Genomic DNA, 19,735 nt, shown 5'->3' with positions numbered 1-19,735 from the left:
AGGTTGAAGCAAAAGCAGGCTCGATCCGCGCGGATGGCGTCGTCGGCTGTGCTGTGGCGTGCTGCTGCACCGCTCTGATCATGTTCAACAACTGCTCGCCGCCAATCAGCTCAATCGGCTTGCCTTCGGCGAAGCGCTCTGCATCTTTCGTGTAGGTCCCGATACACGCAATCTTGACCGCGTGGGCCTGGTGATGGGCGAGCAGGCCGTACATTTCGCGCACAACGCTGACGCCAACTTGCTGACGTTTCCATTGTTTGCATTGCACAAGCGTGCGCCGCCCATCCTTGCGCAGGATCAGGTCGATGCCGCCGTCCGGGCCGGCCAGACCGGTTTCCTCCACGCTGTAGCCCTGGCGGCGAAATGCTTCGCCTACCAGTTGTTCGAACTGGCGCCAGCCACCGGCTGCCAGGCTTTCGAGCGTTGTGCGGGTTTCCAGAAAGCGGCGGCGTTGGCGCGTGCCCAGATAGGAGAACAGCGCGGCCATCCAGCACAGGCCGAGCAGCATCCACGCCATTGGCGCGAACATGCCATCCGCTTGTTGTGCAATGCCTTGCGCGAGTGTTCCGCCTTGGTGCGATAGCCACCAGCCGATGCCGTGGCGCACACCGAGATACGCCACGATTCCCGCAATCAGGCCAACCGGCCACGGCAATGCGGCCAATGCCTCGAACCCGCTCTGCTTCTTTCTGCGTCCCATGCAAGAACCCCCGTTCCAGCACTGACCATAGCCGCTGCAACCGGTTTTGTCAGCAGTGCATCAGCGCAGTTGCGAGCAACGTCTCGCCAGGCATCGGTGTGGCCCGCTCGGACGCAAGAGACCTCATTTCCTGCGATGGTTGAGTCCGCTTATGCGTACGTCAGCGGACCTGCGTGGCTGCAGCAATGCCCTCTGAAAAGCTCAGGGCCAAAAGCATGTGTGCCCTCTCATACCACCCAAGGCGGCTGAGTGGTCGATTGATCGCGCTGCCTGCTCATCGATCACTTTCCGTGTCTGCGCAGGGTTCGGATGAAATCTGCTTGCCGGTGACATCCGGGTGCAAGACGACATCTCGCTTATACGCATCGCCGAACTTCCGGTAGCGAAGGAGGGTTCCCTGATCGAGAACGAAGTAATCTTGCTCACCGGAGAAGTTGGGGCATGCTGCATAGCCCGCCTCGCCATCGTCGCTGCAGTAGCGAACGTAGAGCTGTCCGCTACGCACATTCCCTTGCAGTTTTCCGCCACCGCCACGCGCGTTGGTTCCCTCGCTCCACGCTCCGGTGACATGGGCGTTTTGCTGCTCGAGTTCCATGCTCAAGAAGTGGCCAGAACCGCAGGCAGTGGCAGATGCCCACTTGTTTGCAAAGTTGTCGACCCTTGCACCAGCCAATGGCGACGCATTGGCGCATGCTGCACTCAGCGCCACTACGGTGACTGCCATGCAACGCATGATTTCCTTCTTCGTGAATCTTCTTTGCGCTGTCATCGGATGCCTCCTTGGTCTGCGCCATCGGCGACTCGGGCGTGGGGCACGGCGACGTTACTGCAAACGGCAGTTTCAATCCGCTTACGGTTCAATGAAAGTTCGCAGCTCGGCCGTTGGCACACTCCACTCTCGGGACACCGATAATTTCCCCGTTCGCCGACGACCGTGTTTCGACTAGGTGTGCAGCCTCGTTTCTGCACCCCATCCCCCCGTCATTCTGCCGCTGGCTCGATACAGCGCGCATCCGCCGTCTGATGTGCCGCAAACGCAGCAACCGCACCCGCAAAGCACTGTGGCGCAGCAAACGCCAGCAGATGCGCGCCACGCTCGACGGTGCTGAAGCTCACCGGGCCTGCCGCTTGCAGCAAAGCGGCATGCGCTTGCGCGCCGGCATACGGGGTGTTGGGGTCCAGGGTGCCGTGGATGACCAGGGTGCGCGGCAGGGTGGTCGGGCTGCGGCCGAACCAGGCGTCGCGCGGGTAGGTGGGCAGGCCGGCGTCTACCAACAGGCCGGGGATGGGGCTGACGAACAAGGCGTCCCTGGCTTCGGCTACGACCATGTCGCGGGTGAGGGCGGGCCGTGCGTTGTTCTCGGACGCGGCGATCAGCATCACCAGCGGCAGTGCCGGTCGGTTGTCGCCGCTCTGGCCCAGTGCGGCCACCGCGGTCTGCAGGTCGGCGACGGATGCAGTGAGCAGGGTGGCATCGTCGCGGGCAAGGCCATCGATGATGGCGGGAATCCTGTCGCGCGGCGCAGGGAAGTTGAGCAGCGTGCCGAGAAAGCGCCTGAGGTCCTTGCCCGGAACCTGGTCGCGCCATGCGGCGGTATCGATGCGGGCGAGCACGCTGCGATAGGTGGCCGTATGTGCCTCGTCCAGCAGCGCGCGTCCCACGGCATCCACCACGGTGGTGCGGTGGCTCAGGTCCCACTGTACGGCGGTTTCCGGCGGCACCAGTCCATCCAGCACCAGCCCATCCAGCGGCATGGGTGCCACCTGCAGGGCGCGCAGCGCCAGCTGCGTGCCATACGACACGCCGTACAGCAGTACCTCGCCCTGGCGCCGTTGCTGGCGGATCAGCAAGGCCAGATCCTGCGCCGCTTCGGTGATGGAAAAAGCCTGGGTGCGCTGCAGGGTTGCGTACAGCCCGCCAATGCACGGGCCCCATTCGGCGCCGGCCAGCCCCACGCCGTCTGCGCTTCGCGGCGCTTCCTGCTCCGGGCACAAACGGGTAGAACGCCCGGTGCCGCGGTGGTCGGGAATGATCAGGTCGTAGCCAGGAAACGCGCGCTGGTAGGTGCTGATCAGCGGAGACAGCGAGGCACCGGCTTCGCCCGGCCCGCCGGCAATCAGCCAGACCTCTCCGCGTCGCTTGGTGTGATCGGCCGCCGGCACGCGGCGCACGAACAGATCGATGGTGCCGGCATCGGCGGCTGCATGGCGCAGCGGCACCTGGGCGACCAGGCATTCGCTACCGGCCAGGGGTGTTTGCGGCGCGGCGTCCGCGCACGCGTTAAATGACGGTGACGGGGGCTGGGCAGCGGCGCCCAGCGGCGCAAGCAGGGCAGCGAGGCAGGCAGCGGCTGCGCGGAGCGTAGAGCGACGCATCGAGTTCCATCTCTCGGTAGGGAACCGCAGCATCGCCTAATGCGGCATGGCGCGTATCGCCCGAAAGTCACTCACCGCAGCTCAGAAATACTTCAACCACGCGATATCGCGCCGGGCGGCCTTGAGCCGGGAGAACCATGCGGTGGGAAGGTAGAGCGGAACGATCAGCGCCACGTACCACGCCAGCACCCAGCCGTAATGGTCCACGCCGAACACCGTGCCCTGCGTGGGTCCCCAGATCGCTTCGGCGGCGTGATACAGCAGCCGAAGCACGGTCAGGTGGAACAGGTAGAAGAACATCGGTGCGCCGCCGAACACCGCCAGCGCGGTGGCGATGCGTCCCTGGCCCAGGCGTTCGAAGCCGGCCAGCAGCAAGGCGCCCACGCCCAGGGTGAGCAGCAGGAACAGCAGCGATGGCGGATATTTGGTCAGGGCCAGGAAGCTCATCAGCGTGCGCGCCGGGTCGTTGTCGACCACGAACCACGGGGCATCGCCGTAGCCATTCCACAGCCGCAGCGCGAGAAAGCCCAACAGCATGGCAGTGCCCAGGCCGATCAGCCGGCGCCTGCGCGTGCTGGCGTCCACGTGCGGCCCGAACCACGGGCCGATGGCATAGCCCAGCACGATCACGCCGATCCACGGCAGTACCGGGTAGGTGGTCTTGGCGACGAAGCCGAAGGGCAGGGCGATCACGTCGCGCTGGTGCAGCATCGCCCACGGCGCGAACAGCGGATGGCCCGGTTGCAGGTCGATGCCATCGAGCAGGTTGTGCCCGCCCACGATGACCAGGCCGCCGGCCAGCAGCAGCTTGCGCGGCAGGCCGATCAACAGGGCCAGCACGATCATGCACACGCCGATGCACCAGATCACCTGCAGCCAGAAGGTCGGGCTGGCCACGCCCCAGTACAGCTCGGACAGGAACAGCACTTCCAGCGCCATCAGCACCAGGCCGCGCTTGATCAGGAACAGGCGGGTTTCCGCCAGGGTGTGCTTGGTGCCGAACAGATAGGCGGAAATGCCGGTGAGCGCGACGAACACCGGCGCACACAGGCTGGCGGCCAGGCGGGCGTAATACAGCCCTGGCAGCGCGGTCGTCGCATCGATCGGGTCGGCCACCGGCACATGCAGAAACCAGGTTTCGCGCAGGTGGTCCAGCAGCATCAGCACCATCACGAAACCGCGTAGCGCGTCGATGCTCTGCAGGCGGCCGGCGCCCGGCCTGACCGCAGCCGAAGGCAGCGCAACCGCTGCCGGCGTAAGCGTGGGTGCAGCCCTCATTCGTACTCCTTCCAATCGCGTCATCGCCTCAGCCAGCAGCGCGACGCAAAGCGTCAGCGCACTGGGCTGTCGGTCACGAATGTTATAATATTCCATCGACCTCCACAAACTGCAGCTGCCTGTGACCCGTTCGTCTTTGTCCCTGACCCAAGTATTGGCCGCCTCGTTCGTCACCATGCTGTTTCCGCCGGAGCTGCGCGCCCAGTCGTCCGATTCGGCGCTGACGCTCGGCAAGGTGGATGTGCACCATCATGCCGATGGCCAGCTGGCATCCCACCAGGTGCTCACCTCGGTGGACGTGCTGGGTGCCGACGAGATCGAAGACAAGAACGTGTCGCAGAGCTGGGAGCTGCTGGGCCAGATGCCCGGTATCCAGCTCACCGAGACGCGGCAAGGCAACGAGTCGGGCAAGGTCAGCTTCCGCGCGTTCAACGGCGAGGGCTACATCAACGCCATCAAGACCCTGATCGACGGCATCCCCAGCAACGTCAACAGCGGCAACCAGCGTTTCATCGACATGCTGTTCCCGCTGGACATCAGCTATATCGAAGTGGTACGTGGCACCAACGACCCGCGCTACGGGCTGCACAACATCGGCGGCAACGTCAATTTCGGCACGCGCCAGGGCGGCAACTATACCGACGCTCGTCTGTCGTACGGCAGCTTCAACACCCGTGACGCGCAGCTGGCGGTGGGGCGCGAGCACGACGGGTTTGCGCAGAACTATTTCGTGGGGTGGCAGGCATCGGACGGCTACCGCCAGCACGACACGTCCAGCAAATACTCGCTGGGCGGCAAGTGGTACGCCGGCAGCCTGGAAGAAGGCGTGCGCATCGGCCTGACCGCGCGCGCGTATCACAACGAGGCCGACGAGCCGGGCTTCCTGACCGCCGAGCAGTTGCGCACCGCCCGCCGCGCCACACAGCGGCACAGCTTGAACGACGGCGGCGACCGCGACATGCGCCAGGTGGGCCTGCACCTGGATCTGACGCTCAGCGATGCGGTGTTCTTCGGCACCAAGCTGTACTACAACAGCTATGAGGACGACCGCCGGGTGAGCTTCAGCGACCTGCCGGTGGGCAATGCGCCACGCCAGCGCCGCATCTGGGACGAATCGCAGATCGGCATGCTCAACACGCTGACCTGGCGCGCCGACGACCAGCTGACCCTGGAGGCGGGCCTGAACTACGAGCACCAGAACAACCGCTACCAGCGTTTTCGCTTCAGCTACAGCGAGCCCACCGATTTCAATGCGCGCCCGGCGCGCATCCAGAACGACGACCGGCATACGTTCGACAACTGGGGCGCGTATGTGCAGGCCATCTACCAGCCGATCGAGGCGTTGAAGATCGTGCCGGCCTACCGCGTGGACCGCTTCGACGGCGACACGACGCTGCCGGGCGGTGTGCGTGCCCCGCTGCAGCGCTACGGCACCATCGAGCAGCCCAAGCTCAGCGTGGTGTACGCGTTCACCGAGCGCACCAATGTCTATGCGAACTGGGGCCGCACCTTCCAGGTACTCACCGGCTCCACCCCGCCGGCCTACCTGACTCCGGGCCAGGCCGCCATCGCGCCGTCCACCAATACCGGCATGGAATTGGGCATGAAGTTCAGCCCATTGCCGCGCAGCCAGGCGCGCCTGGCGATCTGGCAGCAGGACGCGGCCAACGAGATCTCCAACATGCCCGCCACCGGTACCAACGTGGTGCTGGGAAAGACCCGGCGCCGCGGCGTGGATGCGCAGATCAACGCCCAGCTGGGCGAGGCATGGACGGTGTGGGCCTCGCATGCCTACCAGGAGGCCAAGATCGCGCGCGACAGTCGCGATGCCAGCGTCTCCATCCAGGGCAACGAAGTGATGGCAACGCCGCGCCGTATCAGCAACATCGGCGTGGACTACCAGGCCACCGATGCGCTCAAGCTCGGGCTGCAGGGCCGTGCGCAGAGCGACTACTACCTGGAAGAGCGCAATATCGCCGGCAAGTTCGGCAGCATGGCCACGCTCGACCTCACCGCGCGCTATCAGGTCAACCCGGCATGGAGCGTGGACCTGCAGCTGCGCAACGTCACCGGGCGCCTGTACGAGTACGTCTGGTACGACAGCTTCTTCCAGGCACAGGCGCAACCCATGTTCTCGCCATCGGCCGGCCGGCAGGTATTTATTGGCGTGAACATGAAGCTGTGAGGCTGGCGTACTGCGGCCGATGCCGTGGCAGGCGGGAGCGGCCTGCGACGCGCTGACAGCCGCACTGGCGCAGCGCAAGACCCCCTGGAAACCGCTGCACTAGCTGTGTAAACCCACCACGTTGTTCAGTGGAATGTGGATGCGGGAGATGGGTGGGCGTTTTCCGAGACTGGCATGGGGCCGATGCCAGTTGTAGTGATGGAGCCAGGGCAATAGGTGCGCGGCACGTTGCTCGGAGTTGTCGTAGCGGTGGGCATAAGCCCACTCACGCAATGCCGTCTGGATGAAGCGTTCTGCCTTGCCGTTGGTGCGTGGGGTATAGGGACGGGTGCGGTAGTGCCTGAGGTTGAGGCGCCGGATGGTGCGGGCGAAGGCCTTGGAGCGATAGCAGGCGCCGTTGTCGGTCAACACCCGCTGGAAGGTCACGCCCAGGCTACGGTAGTAGCGCAATGCGGCGATCAACGCCCGGCAGGCACTAACACCGCACTCATCTGGATGCAGGCTGGTAAAGGCAACGCGGGAGTGATCGTCGATGGCGACATGGACATACTCCCATCCGGCGCCTCGGCTGGTCTGGGTACGGTCCCCCGTGACGCGATGGCCGGCTTGCTGGAAGCGCCCGAGCTTTTTGATGTCCAGATGCAACATGCCGCCAGGCTGGGGGTATTGGTAGCGCACGACAGGGGGCTTGGGTTCCAGTTCGGCCAGGCGATGCAGGCCGGCACGGCGCACGATGCGCGCGATGGTGCTGTGGCCCACGTTCAGGTGGGTGGCGATCTGCCAATAGGTGGCGCGTTGTCGGCGTTGCTGCAGGATCTGCTCGACCAGTTCCGGCGGCGTGGCATGCGGACAGTGTTGAGGGCGCGAAGAACGGTCCTGCAGGCCGTCCTCTCCCAGCAGGCGGTAGCGCGCCAGCCACTTGTAGGCGGTCCGCACGCTCACGCCACTGGCGTGCGCGGCCTCTTCCACTCGCAAGCCGTGCTCCACGATGCGCTGCACAAGCAAGGCTCGACCTCGTGGCGTCAAACGGGCATGTTTATGCAGGTTCATCCGGGGCTCCTGGGGGCTGGGTTGGTGTGGTAACCCCCATCTTCCAGATCGGCCCCGGATGAACAACCTACTGAGAGATCACAACTAGCGCCCGCTAGCGCACGCTGCACAGCGCTCGGTGGCATCCTCTCCACCTGGCGGTGCTGGTGCACCCCGGCGGGGAGCATCGGCACGGCGCGGTACGATGGCCGTTTCCGAGCCCGAGTGCGTCTGCGTCGTTGCCATGTCCACTGCCCGCCCCATCCGCGATGGCGTTCCTGCCAGCCGCTTCCAGCTTCCGGCCGGCCCCTGGAGCACCGTGCTGGAGGCGCTGTGCGCGAGTTTTCCGGGCGTGGACGTTGCCATCTGGCGCGCCCGCTTTGCGCGTGGTCGTGTGCTGGATGCGCAGCAGCAGGTCATGGATGTCGATGCGCCCTACCGGCTTGGCGCAGAGCTGCATTACTTCCGCGAAGTGGTCGATGAGCCGGTGATTGCGGCCACAGAATCGGTGGTGCATGCCGATGCGCAGCTGATCGTGGCCTGCAAGCCGCATTTCCTTCCGGTGGTTCCTGCAGGTGCCTACGTGCGCCAGACGCTGCTCACCCGGCTGGCACTGCGCCTGGACAACCCATCGCTGGTGCCGCTGCACCGCATCGACCGCGACACCGCCGGGCTGGTGCTGTTCTCGGCCAACCCGGCTACGCGCGGGGTCTACCAGGCGTTGTTTCGCGAGCGACGTATCCGCAAGCACTATCTGGCGGTGGCAGCGCCGCTACCGGGTCTGACGTTTCCCTACGTGCACCGCAGCCGGCTGCAGCCGGGCGAACCGTTCTTCCGTATGCGCGAGTGCATGGGCGAGCCGAACAGCGAGACGGTGATCGATGTGGTCGCGCGCGGTACGGACACCTGGACGTATCGGCTGGAGCCGGTCACCGGCCGCAAGCATCAGCTGCGCGTGCACATGGCCGCGTTGGGCGCCCCGATCCTGCACGACCGCTTCTACCCGGAGCTGCAGGAGCAGCAGCCGGATGATCTTGAACGCCCGTTGCAGCTGTTTGCGCACACGCTGGCGTTCGATGATCCGATTACCGGCGAGCCGAGAGACTTCACTGCAAGCGTTGGACCGTTGCAGTCAGTTTGAAACGATGGCAGCACGAGGACGCACGCCATAAACCTTCTGCATTATCTGATTTTCAGATATTCGAGATAATGCGCTGGCGTGAGCTCACGGACGAGCCGTCCGCACACGTCGAGCGCCAGTGCCATGACGACAACGAAAAACCGCAAGACAGGCAGTCCGCCAGATGCCGTGCTGACGAACAACAGGCTGACGCAGCCAGAGCACTTCACCTTCGGCGTCACCATCGACCAGATCGATAGGTTCCACACCTTGTTGCGCACGATCACCGCGCAGGCCGACATGGTGGCGGTGTGCGACGGCGCGGCCTTGGACAGTCACAGCGTGCCCGCGTTGGGCGAGGGCATCTTCACCGCTGCGCGTGCGTTGCGCCGCCTGGTAGATGAGATCCACGCGCAGGCGCCGTGGGTCGAAGGCCAGCCCCATGCAGCAGGCGCGTAGATGACGAGTTGACCGACCCGGTACGTCATGCGGGTGTGCCGGCGCGCAGTTGCTACGCCGGAGCCGATGCATGCAGCAGTTGCTGGTCTCACGCCAGCACTGGGAAACCTCTCATCGTAAGACCGCTCCAGCAATGCGGGCATCCATGCACCCAGCAAACAACGAGGCCGGATCGCACGTCGACTCCAGCATCGCGCCAAAGCATTGACACTAGAGAACGATCGTTCTACAGTTTTGAGAACGATCATTCTCTAACCGCCCATGTCCTCGCTCCCCGACGCCCAGCCCAATGCCGCACTGCTCGACGCTACCGAGCGCCTGATCTATGCCGGCGGTATCCATGCCACCGGCATGGAGGCGATCATCAAGGCCTCCGGGGTGGCGCGCAAGACGCTCTATCGCCTGTATCCGACCAAGGACGCCCTGGTGGAAGCGGCCTTGTTGCGCCGCGACGCGCGCTGGATGGCCTGGTTCGAGGCGGCCACCTCGCAGAGCGAGGATCCGGTGGCGCGCCTGCTGTCGTGCTTCGACGCGCTGCAGGACTGGTTTGCCGACAGCCGCTTCCACGGCTGCGCGTTTCTCAATGCGGCTGGCGAGACCGGTGATCCGAATCACGTGATCCGCGTGGCGGCACGCGCGCACAAGCAGCGCCTGCACGCCTATCTGCACGGCCTGGTGGTGGCCACCGGCCGACCAGACCCGGATGCGCTGGCACAGCAGTTATTGGTGTTGATCGACGGCGCCATCGCCGTGGCCCTGGTCTTTGGCGGCACGGACTCCGCAACCACTGCCCAGCATGCTGCCCGTCGGTTGCTTGGGTAGCGCCCCTGCGTGTTTTACCTTCCTTGAGGAGTTCTGCCATGTCATCGTCCGCATCGTCCCGCCCGCCGTTGCCGCCATTCACCCACGATACCGCCCTGCTGAAAGTGCGGTTGGCCGAAGACGGCTGGAACAGCCGCGATGCGGCCAAGGTGGCGCAGGCCTATAGTGTGGACACACGCTGGCGCAACCGCGCCGAGTTCGTCACCGGCCGCGACCAGGCGCAGGCGTTTCTCGAACGCAAGTGGGCCAGGGAATTGGAGTACCGGCTCATCAAGGAGCTGTGGGCGTTCACCGAAAACCGCATCGCAGTGCGCTATGCCTACGAATGGCGCGACGATTCCGGCAACTGGTTCCGCTCCTACGGCAACGAGAACTGGGAATACGATGCCGATGGCTTGATGCGCGCGCGCTTTTCGTCGATCAACGACCTGCCCATCCAGGAATCCGAGCGCAAGTTCCATTGGCCGCTTGGGCGCAGGCCCGATGCGCACCCAAGCCTGTCCGACCTGGGGCTTTGACCGCCGCATTGGACGCATCGCTGATTGCGCCGTTTGCGCCGCGGCAATCGCCGCTGCGCAGCGCGCGCCGAGACGTCATGGCGTTGCCTTGGCGATGAGCAGCCAGGCGATGGGGCGAGCGCGGGAATGCCGCACCGCACTCGCCCATGGCCTCAACGCACTTTGTACAACACCGCCGCGCCGGGTCGCGGTTCGAACATCGGCACGGTCTGCTGCTTGAGCGCCGTGCCCTTGGCATCCCACACCAGCGTTTCAACCGGGTAGTCGTCCTTGCGGGTCATTGCGCCGATCTGCTGGACGATCACGGTCTTGGCGGCGGGCACTTCCGGATTCCAGGCGAACACGCCCAGGCGGCCATAGAACACCGCCGGGGCGGCAGCATCCAGGCGGCGGTCCGGGCACATCACCAGGCCGCGGTCGAGCATTACCCGCAATGCGCCGACCGGTACCGCCTTGACGGTGGGCGAGGTGCGGTCGGTGCTGTGGCCGGGGCAGACATTGGACGCGCGGGTGATCATGTCCTCGGCCACCTGGCGGTCGGACTGGGCCAGCGCCGGCAGTGCGGCGGTGGACAGGGCAAGCAAGGCAAGAGCGGATTTCCAGGGCATCTGACAACTCCTCATGAGGTGGCACTCCAATGACGACAGCATGGCCGGGCAGGGCGGCTGCCGATCACGCGCCCGGATCCTAGCAAGCCCGGTGTTAAGTGCTGCCGACGACGGGGCCGGCAGGGCGGCGGCTGTCGGGAGACTCCCGATTGAGCGCCGGCAGCGCCACCGCTAGCGTGCGCGCAAGACACCGCCGGATCACCCCATGGAACGCGCCGACCTCATCGCTTCACTGCTCACCGGAATGCGCCGGGCCGAAGCCTTGCGTGCGCAGCCGTCCAGCTACAGCACCGCGCACAGCGAGCAGATGAGCGTGGAGCACGGCAACGCGGACGATGCGGAACTGGTGCTGTCGATGTTCAAGTTCACCCCGGAGCATCTCAAGCTGCTGGGCAGCGCGGGTATCGAAGCGCTGGGCGAAATCGTCTGCCACGCCTGGGCGCTGCACGGCGGCAACACTGAGAGCCTGATCCGCTGGTTCCGCGAGCCGATGAACGCCCTGGACGGCCAGACGCCGGCCGCCATGGTGCGCGCCGGCCGCCTGAAGGTGCTGCTGCTGGTGTTGCGTCAGCAGATGGAGTGGGACTTGCCCAAGCGCTCGGCCTGAGCAGGCGGCCTGGCTGGATCATCGTCCTTCCTGCTGGCGCGATGCTCCCGGGCCTCTGCAGCGACGCTCAACCTGTAACGAGCCAGCCACAGGTCAGCATCGGCTTCGATCCACGCACGACCGCGATCAGAGCAGATCGAAAAAGCCCAAGACCTTCGCAAGCCGGATGACGCACGTCATGCCCCCCCGACCGGCGGATGCATTGGCGCGATCGGACGTTCGCGATGACCGGTACGCAGCGGCGCCCTCATTGCTTCGGGCGTGCCACTGCGTACATCTCCCAGGCGATCTTCTTCATCAGCGCGGTGTTGTCGTCGCCTTCGGTGTACAGGTCGAAGTGGGTGCGGCCTTCCAGGTAGCGGAAGTCGCTCCTGGCGCCCAGGCCGTCCAGCACCGCCTGGAATTTACGCGCCGCGCCATCCAGGTAGAACGTGTCGGCGGTGCCGACGATCAGGTGGATCTTGCCGTCCAGGTCGGGCTTGAGCCTTGGCCACTGCGCCGCCACGCGTGCAGAAATGTCGTAGTGCGTGCGCCAGTAGGCCACCACGGCCGGGTCCACCTTGCCGCTGTCGCGGTCGAACATCGGCAACGGGCGGCCGTCGGGCCCGCGCGGGGAGAACACCCAGTCGAACGAGGTGAACTGGCCGCCGTACGGACCCAGCACGCGTTCGAGTTTGGCGAAGGTTTCCAGATCGGCCACCACCTTGTCGTGGTCGCGGATCAGCGGCACCTGGCTGCCGTCGGCGCGCCGGTACATGTTGGCATTGGGCGCGTACAGATCCGGGCCGGTGAAGTCATGGAAGTTGCTGGAATCGGGCGAAGTGGACCAGGTGCCGCCGAACAGCTTGGGGTAGCGCGTCTGCAGCCACAGCGTGGCCCAGCCGCCGGAGGAATGCCCATTGAGGAAGCGGCCGCTGGCCTTGGCGTCCATCCTGTACTGCTTTTCCAGCGCGGGAATCAGTTCCTCGGTGAGCGCCGTGCCCCACGGGCCGTTGTTGACCGAGTCGGCGAACTCGTGGGTGCCGGTGGGGGTGGACTGGTCCAGGAACACCCAGATCATCGGCGGCATCTGCTTGGCCGCCATGGCGCTCCAGGTGCTGGCGATGCTGCCGGCAAAGCGGTTGTAGTTGCCGCCGAAGCCATGGGTGACGTAGACGGTGGGATAGCGCGTGGCGGCCTTGGCGTCGTAGCCGGGCGGCGTCAGCACGCGGGCGCGCAGCGACACCGGCCTGCCCCAGAACGCGCTCAGTGACGGGCTCAGCATCGAGGCATCGGCACTGTGCAGCCTGGCCTCGGGCACGGCGTCGCGCACGGCCTGCGGCGCGCGCGGCGAGACCTGCCACGGGGCGTCCGAGGCCGGCAGCTGCGTACCCAGCGTCAGCGTAGGCAGCGCTGCGGTTTTGCCGCCCAGGGTGACCGAGGTGACCGCGCTCAGCAGGTCGCCGCCATCGCGGCCCATGTAGCCGTAACTGTGGTTGGGATCCAGCACCGCCTGGAACAGGTAGTCGCCGGCCGGCAGTGCGGAGAACCCGCTGGGGAAGGCGATGTTGTCCAGGTCGATCTGCACGCTGCCGCCCGGTACCAGCCCGGTCACCTCCTGCGCCGCCACCGCGGTGGCGCTGGGGCGGAACGGGTTGGTGTCCACCGCATCCACCTTGCCGTCCTTGGCCTGCGCCTGCGCCTCCTTGGCCAGGGTGGCGAACACCAGCAGGCGCCCGGAGGTGGGCTGGTCGGTGGCCTCACCCAGCGTCACACGCAGCAGGCGATGGTCAGCCACCGGCTCGGCAGCGTGCGCAGCGCAGGCGCACAGCAGGCCAACGGCCAGACTCAGGCGAGGCGCGAGAGGGTGCAGGGACATGCGGATCCTTTGGAAAGCAGGTGGATGAGGCGGGCGCACACGGCCCTGTGCAGACTCTAGCCAGTTCCCGGCCGACCGTGCGCCGCCATCGCGAGGCCTGGTCACCATATCCGATCTGCATGTCCAGGAATCACCTCCTCAACCGGACCCGACTCCGACTCCAGCCAGCATCGCGGGCAGCACAAGCGACAGCGCGAAGCCGGGCCAGCCCCAAGTGGATAAAAAAAGCCATCGTTGCTTTCAAACTGCCTGACAGGCAGCCGATCTGATGTCGGCGCTAGATTCCGCTTGTTCCCGGTGGGGCGCGCTTGCTACCGCAGCGTGTGTTTGGTCCTGATTTTGAGTCAAAAAAGTAGACGCTTTGTCGTAGGGCGAGATTCCTTTGTTTTTTCTGTCTATGCGCCAAGCGAAACGCGATAGCGTATCTGGGCTCTTTTGCACGTCGAAGCTTTAGGGAAGGTCTGAACAACGATGCCTGACAGGGCGGAATGTGGCATCGCTCCGGAGAGTCGCGTTTGGAGCCTCGGGTTCTCGCCATTTATGGCGTTTTCCTTGGGAATCGCCCGGGTTACAGGCACGCGCTCCCCATCACAGGTAGTAACTGCTTGCGCGTCATCCACAGGTTTGACAGCGCAAACAAGGTCAGCACCTGTGCCGTGTTCTTGGCCAGACCGCGATAGCGGACCTTGGTGTAGCCAAACTGGCGCTTGATCACCCGGAATGGATGCTCCACCTTCGCGCGCACGCTGGCCTTGAAGTGTTCCCAACGCTGTTCCCGAGCACGCTCGCGTTTGTTGCCGATGCCTTGCATCGTCGAGGGCTTGGCGGCGATGAAGAATGCTGCTTCGCAGTCCCGCAGTTCTTGGCGTTTGTCCGCGCCGGTATAGCCGCTGTCGCCGAACACGCTGTCTTCTTTGCCATGCAGTAATGCGTGCGTCACAGTGACATCGGCGACATTAGCCGCTGTGCAATGGACATGGTGTACCAGCCCGGAAAACTCATCCACGCCGATGTGCGCCTTCATCCCGAAATACCACTGATTCCCTTTCTTGGTCTGATGCATCTCAGGGTCGCGCGCATGGTCGGCATTCTTGGTCGAACTGGGCGCAGCGATCAGCGTCGCATCGACGATCGTGCCCGACCGCAGGCTCTGGCCCTTGCGCGCCAGATGCGCGTTGACCACTTCCAGCATCCGTGCGGCAAGGCCATGGGTCTCCAGCAGGCGCCGAAAGTTGAGAATCGTGGTCTCGTCGGGAATGTCGTCCAACCCACCGAGCTGGGCAAAACGCCGCAAGGTCGGGATCTCGTGCAGCGCTTCTTCCATCGCCGGATCACTCAACGCATACCATTGCTGCAGCAAATGAATCCGCAACATCGTCGCCAGTGCGTACGGCTGCCGACCTGGCCGCCCCGACGTAGGATAGTGCAACGCGATCAGCCCGAGCAGTTGCTGCCACGGAACGACCTGCTCCATCTCGGCCAGAAATATCTCGCGCCGGGTCTGCTTACGCTTGCCCAGGCCCTCAGCGTCACCGAACGTCAGCTGCATGGATGAATCCTCTACATGAGGCGGTAGTGTCGCGCATCTGTGGTGAGTTGATCAGACCTTTCTTAGAGTGGCTAACAAAACTTAGCGAGGGGTCGTCAGGTGGGTGCGGACGGCGCGGAGGAACCGCAGTGTACGCGTGGTACATGCCGATTCCGAGCACCGACCGCGCCCGCCTGGCGGCCGCGCAGTAGTTTGGCAGCTGCTCTTAGAAGTGCATTATGTGCTGAAGGTAGTTGATCTTCTGGGACGACATAAGCCGTGACCACTGAGAAGGCGTCAACATTTTCACTCGGAGTGAAGGTGCCTGATTCATCAACAAAGATAAGCATGCGTTGATCCAGGAGGCAGAATATTAATTCGCGTCAAAAAAATTAAGGCGCTTGACTCCACGGATTAATGACGTCCAACGCCATCGCCTCGAAGGGGACCGTGTCGCGAGTGGCAACAGCCAATCCTTGCGCGGCTGCCGTTGCGGCGATATAGGCATCGGCACGCCCGAGTGTGAGCCCTGCGGCTCTGGCTTTCGATGCAAGCGCCGCAAATATGTGTGATGCATCCAGGTCGAATGAGAGCAGGCGCCCGTCGAACAGCGGCAATACCTCGCCTTCCAACCGTGCATGCAACGTGGAGCGCTTGCGGCCCTTGGGCATCACGGCAATACCGAAACGCAGCTCAGCCACGGTCACGACCGACAAGAACAGTGTTTCGACGGCCTGCGCATCGATCCAGGCGACGACCTGCGGGTTGGGCTGAGGTCGCCAAAGCTCGGAGATGACATTGGTATCGAGCAGGATCACTTCAGACCGATCGGCTTGATCGCGGCCTTGTCGCGCAGCTTGTCGAAGGCGTCGGCCTCTTTTGCTGTCAGGCCGGCGTCGCGGCCGATGTCCACCAGCAGGGAGCCGAGTCTGACCCGGTCTGCGGGTTTGGCGGCTGATTCAAGTATTGCGCGGATCTCCGCCTCGGTGCTGCGGCCGTGGAGTGCGGCACGCGCGCGGATCGCGCGATGCACCTCGTCGGGGATATTACGGACGGTGAAAGAAGGCATGTAGCTCTCCCGGCGACATCAGGTTGATTGCACTTTAGAGAAGTGCAAGCACTCCGGCAACCTCAACACGCACGGTATCGATGCAGTCATTCCCGCGTTAGCAGGTAGGTGGAACCCAGGCCAGACCTAGCCCCACCATTCACCGATACGGCCCCGGCCCGCGCCAGACCGGTTCGCCCTGACGGTAGACCTCCATCATGTTGATGACCTCGCGGGCGTCGCCGATGCTCTTCAGTTCCGGCGAGTCCGGCGGCAGCAGGCGGCATTTGCTGGAGCCGCGCTTGAGCGCGACCTCCAATGGACAAACCATGCGTTGCTGGGTACCGGGCAGGATGATGGCGATTTCCTGCATGCCCTGTTCCTTCCACACCCGCAGCTGGGTTTCGCTGCGCACGTCGTAATAGACCTGGTAGCCACCGATATCCATGCTGGGCTGGGCGTTGTTGCGGTCGTTGCGGCGGCCCTGGCTGATGGTGGGCGTGTACGCGGTGCCGTCTTCGGCGGCGTCGGCCGGTTCGTCGAGCATGCCCGGTGGACGGCCGGTCCAGGTTTCCGGGCGGCGCTGCGGCGGCGATGACGGTTCGGCCGGCGGTTGCGGCGGGGTGGGGCGCTGTACGGGCCGGGCCTGGCGCTGTTCGGTCAGGCCACCCCTGCGCGTGCTGCCTTGCGGCGGCACCGGGTTCCTGGCGTTCTGCACCAGGGTGGATTGCACCGGCGAGGCGGCCGGCGGCGGCTGTACCGGCGCAGGCGTGGGCGAGGGCGGAGTGGGCGTTGGCGACGGGGTCGGTTGCTGGGGCTGGTCGGTGTCGCCGACGAAGTCCACCTTGGTGCGGCCACCACTGGCCGAGCCCTGCGGCGGGGTCACCGAGGGCGTGGAGGCCGACAGCAGGATCAGCAGCATCAGCACATGCAGCAGCGCGCTGATCAGCGCGGCGATCCATGGTTCCAGGCGCTCGATCAGCGGTTCGGTGCGCGGCAGCCAGTCGCTGGGGTCCAGATGGACATGCAGCAGTTGCAGCGTGTCGTCGCGCACGCGGTAGACCAACACGTACGGGGTCTGCGTGACCACCCATTCGCGGGTGCCGGGCACCCGGCCGGCGCGGCCTCTGCCGGGTTGTTCGGCCAGCGAGCGGGTGGCCTCCAGCACCTGTCGCGCCATCGCCGCGGCCGCGGCCGGGTTGAGCGCGTGGTAATGATCCTGGGCGTGGGCGAGCTGCTTGGCGGCCGGGACGGTCCACTCACGCCGCAACATCGACACCCCAGCCGGCGAACAGTGCGGTGAGCTGCGCCGGTGCGATGAAGTCGCCCTGGTCGGCGGCGGTGATGCCGTCGAGCACGGCCGCCTGGAAGCGGGCCTCGCTCACCGCATGGAGCACGTCCTCCCACCCTGCGGTGTCGGGCAGCGTGTCGATCAGCGTACGGGCGTGATGCTTGATGGCGGACATGGCACTGCAGTGGGGGAATACTGCCGGCAAGTCTACCGCCGCAGCGCGGACTGGCGTGTGGCACGGCTCCGGCGCGCAGGCGTGGCATTCACCGGCGGGGCTGGCCGCAGCCGCAGCCGCAGCCGCCGGAGCGAAGCTGCGTGTCGACACACACGGCCGGCAGCAGAAGTGACGCTTGGCACCTTGTCGGCGGCGTGGCCGGGTTTCATCCTGCAGCGGCCACTCGACCAGGACCGCGTCATGCCCGCCCACGCCATCGCCCCGTTCACGCCGTATCTGTCGATGGCTGCCATCGGGTTTCTCTGCTACCGGCGCATCCGGCGCAGCTTCGGCCGGCAGCCGTGGAAACCGTTGGCGACCGGAGTGCGCACGATGGCCCTGCTCATCCTTGCGGCGGCGTTGGGATTCGCGCTGTACGGCTTGCCGCAGGTGCGGCCGGGGATCGCGCTGGGAGCGCTGGCCGGCATCGGGCTGGGCGTGGTGTCGCTGCGCTACACGCCTGCCGAATGGGTGCAGGACCGCGGCTGGTACACGCCCAACCCCTGGATCGGCGCGGCGCTGATGCTGGTGCTGCTGGGCCGGCTGGCGTGGCGCTGGGCCAGCGGCGCCTTCGCCGCCGGTGCGGCGGTGGCCGGGTCGCAGGCCAGCCCGCTGACCCTGGGCATCGCGGCCGCGCTGGTGCTGTATGCGCTGGTGCACATCGCCGGGCTGTGGTGGCGTCTGCGCCAGCTGCGCCTGCAGGCTGGCGCGGCGGACTCGGTGCGCTGACCGCCATTCCCGAGCAGGCGTGGTCTACACCTGCGAGCGGAACGGGAACACCAGTTTCTCGCCCAGCTTCTGCCGCAGCGGCCGTGCGCGCCAGCGTTGCAGCGTGTAGCGCTCGGCGCGCTGCAGATCGCCCTCGAATACCTCGGTCATGCGTGCGGCCAGCGCGCGGTCGTAGACGTTCAGGCTGGCCTCGTCGTTGAGGCGGAACGAGCGGATGTCGAAGTTGGTCGACCCCACCGACACCAGCAGGCCGTCGATGATCAGCAGCTTGGTATGCAGCATGGTGGGCTGGTATTCGTGGATCTCGATGCCGGCCTGCAGCAGCGGCTCCCAGCTGGCCTTGGACGCCAGCCGCACCGACACCGCATCGATATGCTTGCCCGGCAGCAGTACGCGGATCGCCACGCCCCGGCTGCGCGCTTCCAGCAGCGAGCGGGTGATCAATGCATCGGGCACGAAGTACGCGGCGGCCAGGTCGATGGTGCTGCGCGCGGCGGCGATGGCGACCAGGTACATCAGGTGCATGCTCTCGCTGCCGCCGGCCGGCGAGGCCACGAACAGCTGCGCATCGCTGTCGCCGGCCGCTTCCAGCGCCGGGTAGTAGTGCGCGCCGTTGACCACGCGGCCGGTGGTCTTGATCCAGTTGTCGTTGAAGGCGGTCTGCACCTGCGCCACCACCGGGCCTTCGATGCGGTAATGGGTGTCGCGCCAATGCTCCGGGTCCTGCGCATTGCCCATCCACTGGTCGGCCACGCCCACGCCGCCGGTGAAGCCGATGCGGCCATCGATCACCAGCAACTTGCGGTGGGTGCGGTTGTTGACGCGGTGCAGGTTGTACCAGGCCAGCGGCCGGTAGCGGTGCACTTCCACGCCGGCCTCGGTCATGGTGTCCACCAGCGCATGGTCCATCTTCAGGCTGCCGCCCCAGTCGATGGTGACCCGCACCGCCACGCCGGCGCGTGCGCGTTCGGACAGCGCGTCACTGAACTCGCGGCCGATCTCGCCCGACCAGTAGATGTAGGTTTCGAAGGTGATGGTGTGCTGCGCGCTGCGGATGGCAGCCAGCATGGCCGGAAAGATTTCGTGGCCATTGTTGAGTACGTCGATGCGATTGCCCGGCAGGATGGCCGGGCCCAGCAGCACCGACATCTCGCGCTTGAACTGCGGGTCGGCCACGTCGTACAGGTGCTTGGGGATGTGCTGTAGCTTCTTCTCCGGCGTGGCGAAGTTGAGCAGCAGCAGCCCCACCAGCAAGGTGACGACCACGGCGGCCACGATGATCCAGATCATGCATCCCACTCCGATGTCCCGCAGTGCGGGCATAAACGGCGGGCATTCTGGCAAGGCTGCCGGCATGGGGGTCGT

Annotated in this window: 19 protein-coding genes, 1 other RNA gene and 1 pseudogene; 7 read left to right on the top strand and 14 right to left on the bottom strand. The window is 65.5% G+C overall.

The annotated features are described in order from the left end of the window. Positions 1-4 precede the first annotated feature (4 nt). The 4 genes and pseudogenes from ACCQ05_RS21665 to ACCQ05_RS21650 all read right to left on the bottom strand — a co-directional run. Positions 5-700 (bottom strand): annotated as a pseudogene (locus tag ACCQ05_RS21665) (restriction endonuclease); the annotation flags it as partial. Positions 701-974: 274 nt separating this feature from the next. Beyond that, entirely contained in the window at positions 975-1,469 is a 495-nt protein-coding gene (locus ACCQ05_RS21660; protein ID WP_228963150.1) for a hypothetical protein, read from the bottom strand. A 212-nt stretch (positions 1,470-1,681) separates the two neighbouring features. Further along, on the bottom strand, positions 1,682-2,920 hold the full coding sequence (locus ACCQ05_RS21655; RefSeq protein WP_372392481.1) for an alpha/beta fold hydrolase: 1,239 nt from the start codon (positions 2,918-2,920) through the stop codon (positions 1,682-1,684). 237 nt (positions 2,921-3,157) lie between these two features. Continuing rightward, positions 3,158-4,354, bottom strand: coding sequence for an acetyltransferase domain-containing protein (locus ACCQ05_RS21650; RefSeq protein WP_372392480.1), 1,197 nt, complete (start codon positions 4,352-4,354; stop codon positions 3,158-3,160). A gap of 175 nt (positions 4,355-4,529) precedes the next feature. On the opposite strand from ACCQ05_RS21650, the gene ACCQ05_RS21645 reads away from it, so the two are divergent. After that, the gene (locus ACCQ05_RS21645) at positions 4,530-6,539 is read left to right on the top strand and encodes a TonB-dependent receptor (protein WP_372394223.1); all 2,010 of its coding nucleotides are present in this window, start codon (positions 4,530-4,532) and stop codon (positions 6,537-6,539) included. Positions 6,540-6,638: 99 nt separating this feature from the next. Here ACCQ05_RS21645 and ACCQ05_RS21640 read toward each other — a convergent pair whose 3' ends face one another. Beyond that, on the bottom strand, positions 6,639-7,589 hold the full coding sequence (locus ACCQ05_RS21640) for an IS481 family transposase (protein ID WP_372391432.1): 951 nt from the start codon (positions 7,587-7,589) through the stop codon (positions 6,639-6,641). Between the two features lie 223 nt (positions 7,590-7,812). Between ACCQ05_RS21640 and ACCQ05_RS21635 the strand changes: the two genes are divergently transcribed. The 4 genes from ACCQ05_RS21635 to ACCQ05_RS21620 all read left to right on the top strand — a co-directional run bounded on the left by ACCQ05_RS21635 (position 7,813) and on the right by ACCQ05_RS21620 (position 10,487). Then, positions 7,813-8,709, top strand: coding sequence for a pseudouridine synthase (locus tag ACCQ05_RS21635; protein WP_372392478.1), 897 nt, complete (start codon positions 7,813-7,815; stop codon positions 8,707-8,709). 123 nt (positions 8,710-8,832) lie between these two features. Beyond that, complete coding sequence (locus ACCQ05_RS21630) at positions 8,833-9,147, top strand: hypothetical protein (RefSeq protein WP_372392477.1); 315 nt, start codon at positions 8,833-8,835, stop codon at positions 9,145-9,147. A gap of 261 nt (positions 9,148-9,408) precedes the next feature. After that, the gene (locus tag ACCQ05_RS21625) at positions 9,409-9,969 is read left to right on the top strand and encodes a TetR/AcrR family transcriptional regulator (RefSeq protein ID WP_372392476.1); all 561 of its coding nucleotides are present in this window, start codon (positions 9,409-9,411) and stop codon (positions 9,967-9,969) included. 38 nt (positions 9,970-10,007) lie between these two features. Then, complete coding sequence (locus tag ACCQ05_RS21620; protein WP_228963155.1) at positions 10,008-10,487, top strand: nuclear transport factor 2 family protein; 480 nt, start codon at positions 10,008-10,010, stop codon at positions 10,485-10,487. 152 nt (positions 10,488-10,639) lie between these two features. Here the strand turns inward: ACCQ05_RS21620 and ACCQ05_RS21615 are convergent, their stop codons facing one another. After that, positions 10,640-11,095, bottom strand: coding sequence for a hypothetical protein (locus ACCQ05_RS21615; protein WP_372392474.1), 456 nt, complete (start codon positions 11,093-11,095; stop codon positions 10,640-10,642). A gap of 205 nt (positions 11,096-11,300) precedes the next feature. On the opposite strand from ACCQ05_RS21615, the gene ACCQ05_RS21610 reads away from it, so the two are divergent. Continuing rightward, positions 11,301-11,702: a hypothetical protein gene (locus tag ACCQ05_RS21610; protein ID WP_372392472.1), complete on the top strand. Its 402-nt coding sequence runs from the start codon at positions 11,301-11,303 to the stop codon at positions 11,700-11,702. 247 nt (positions 11,703-11,949) lie between these two features. Here ACCQ05_RS21610 and ACCQ05_RS21605 read toward each other — a convergent pair whose 3' ends face one another. The 7 genes from ACCQ05_RS21605 to ACCQ05_RS21575 all read right to left on the bottom strand — a co-directional run bounded on the left by ACCQ05_RS21605 (position 11,950) and on the right by ACCQ05_RS21575 (position 17,602). After that, positions 11,950-13,560 carry an alpha/beta hydrolase gene (locus ACCQ05_RS21605; RefSeq protein ID WP_372392471.1) on the bottom strand — a complete coding sequence of 537 codons (1,611 nt, stop codon included), beginning with the start codon at positions 13,558-13,560 and terminating at the stop codon, positions 11,950-11,952. Positions 13,561-14,128: 568 nt separating this feature from the next. After that, positions 14,129-15,109: an IS5 family transposase gene (locus tag ACCQ05_RS21600; protein WP_372392470.1), complete on the bottom strand. Its 981-nt coding sequence runs from the start codon at positions 15,107-15,109 to the stop codon at positions 14,129-14,131. Between the two features lie 69 nt (positions 15,110-15,178). Continuing rightward, a non-coding RNA gene (locus tag ACCQ05_RS21595) (sX9 sRNA) lies at positions 15,179-15,254 on the bottom strand. 226 nt (positions 15,255-15,480) lie between these two features. Then, positions 15,481-15,906, bottom strand: coding sequence for a PIN domain-containing protein (locus tag ACCQ05_RS21590; RefSeq protein WP_372392469.1), 426 nt, complete (start codon positions 15,904-15,906; stop codon positions 15,481-15,483). Beyond that, on the bottom strand, positions 15,903-16,157 hold the full coding sequence (locus tag ACCQ05_RS21585; RefSeq protein ID WP_104544076.1) for a FitA-like ribbon-helix-helix domain-containing protein: 255 nt from the start codon (positions 16,155-16,157) through the stop codon (positions 15,903-15,905). The genes ACCQ05_RS21590 and ACCQ05_RS21585 overlap by 4 nt, the downstream gene beginning before the upstream one ends. A gap of 139 nt (positions 16,158-16,296) precedes the next feature. Then, on the bottom strand, positions 16,297-17,409 hold the full coding sequence (locus ACCQ05_RS21580; protein ID WP_372392468.1) for a type II toxin-antitoxin system RelE/ParE family toxin: 1,113 nt from the start codon (positions 17,407-17,409) through the stop codon (positions 16,297-16,299). Further along, entirely contained in the window at positions 17,396-17,602 is a 207-nt protein-coding gene (locus ACCQ05_RS21575) for a hypothetical protein (protein ID WP_104544072.1), read from the bottom strand. The genes ACCQ05_RS21580 and ACCQ05_RS21575 overlap by 14 nt, the downstream gene beginning before the upstream one ends. Positions 17,603-17,842: 240 nt before the next feature. Here ACCQ05_RS21575 and ACCQ05_RS21570 point away from each other — a divergent pair, with 240 nt between their 5' ends. Continuing rightward, positions 17,843-18,370, top strand: coding sequence for a CcdC protein domain-containing protein (locus ACCQ05_RS21570; protein WP_372392467.1), 528 nt, complete (start codon positions 17,843-17,845; stop codon positions 18,368-18,370). Between the two features lie 24 nt (positions 18,371-18,394). Here the strand turns inward: ACCQ05_RS21570 and ACCQ05_RS21565 are convergent, their stop codons facing one another. Next, entirely contained in the window at positions 18,395-19,660 is a 1,266-nt protein-coding gene (locus ACCQ05_RS21565) for a phospholipase D-like domain-containing protein (RefSeq protein ID WP_372392466.1), read from the bottom strand. Positions 19,661-19,735 lie beyond the last annotated feature (75 nt).

Source organism: Xanthomonas sp. NCPPB 3582 (assembly GCF_041475735.2).
GTDB classification, from domain to species: Bacteria; Pseudomonadota; Gammaproteobacteria; order Xanthomonadales; family Xanthomonadaceae; genus Xanthomonas; species Xanthomonas codiaei.
This window is presented reverse-complemented; position numbering and strand designations above follow the sequence as displayed.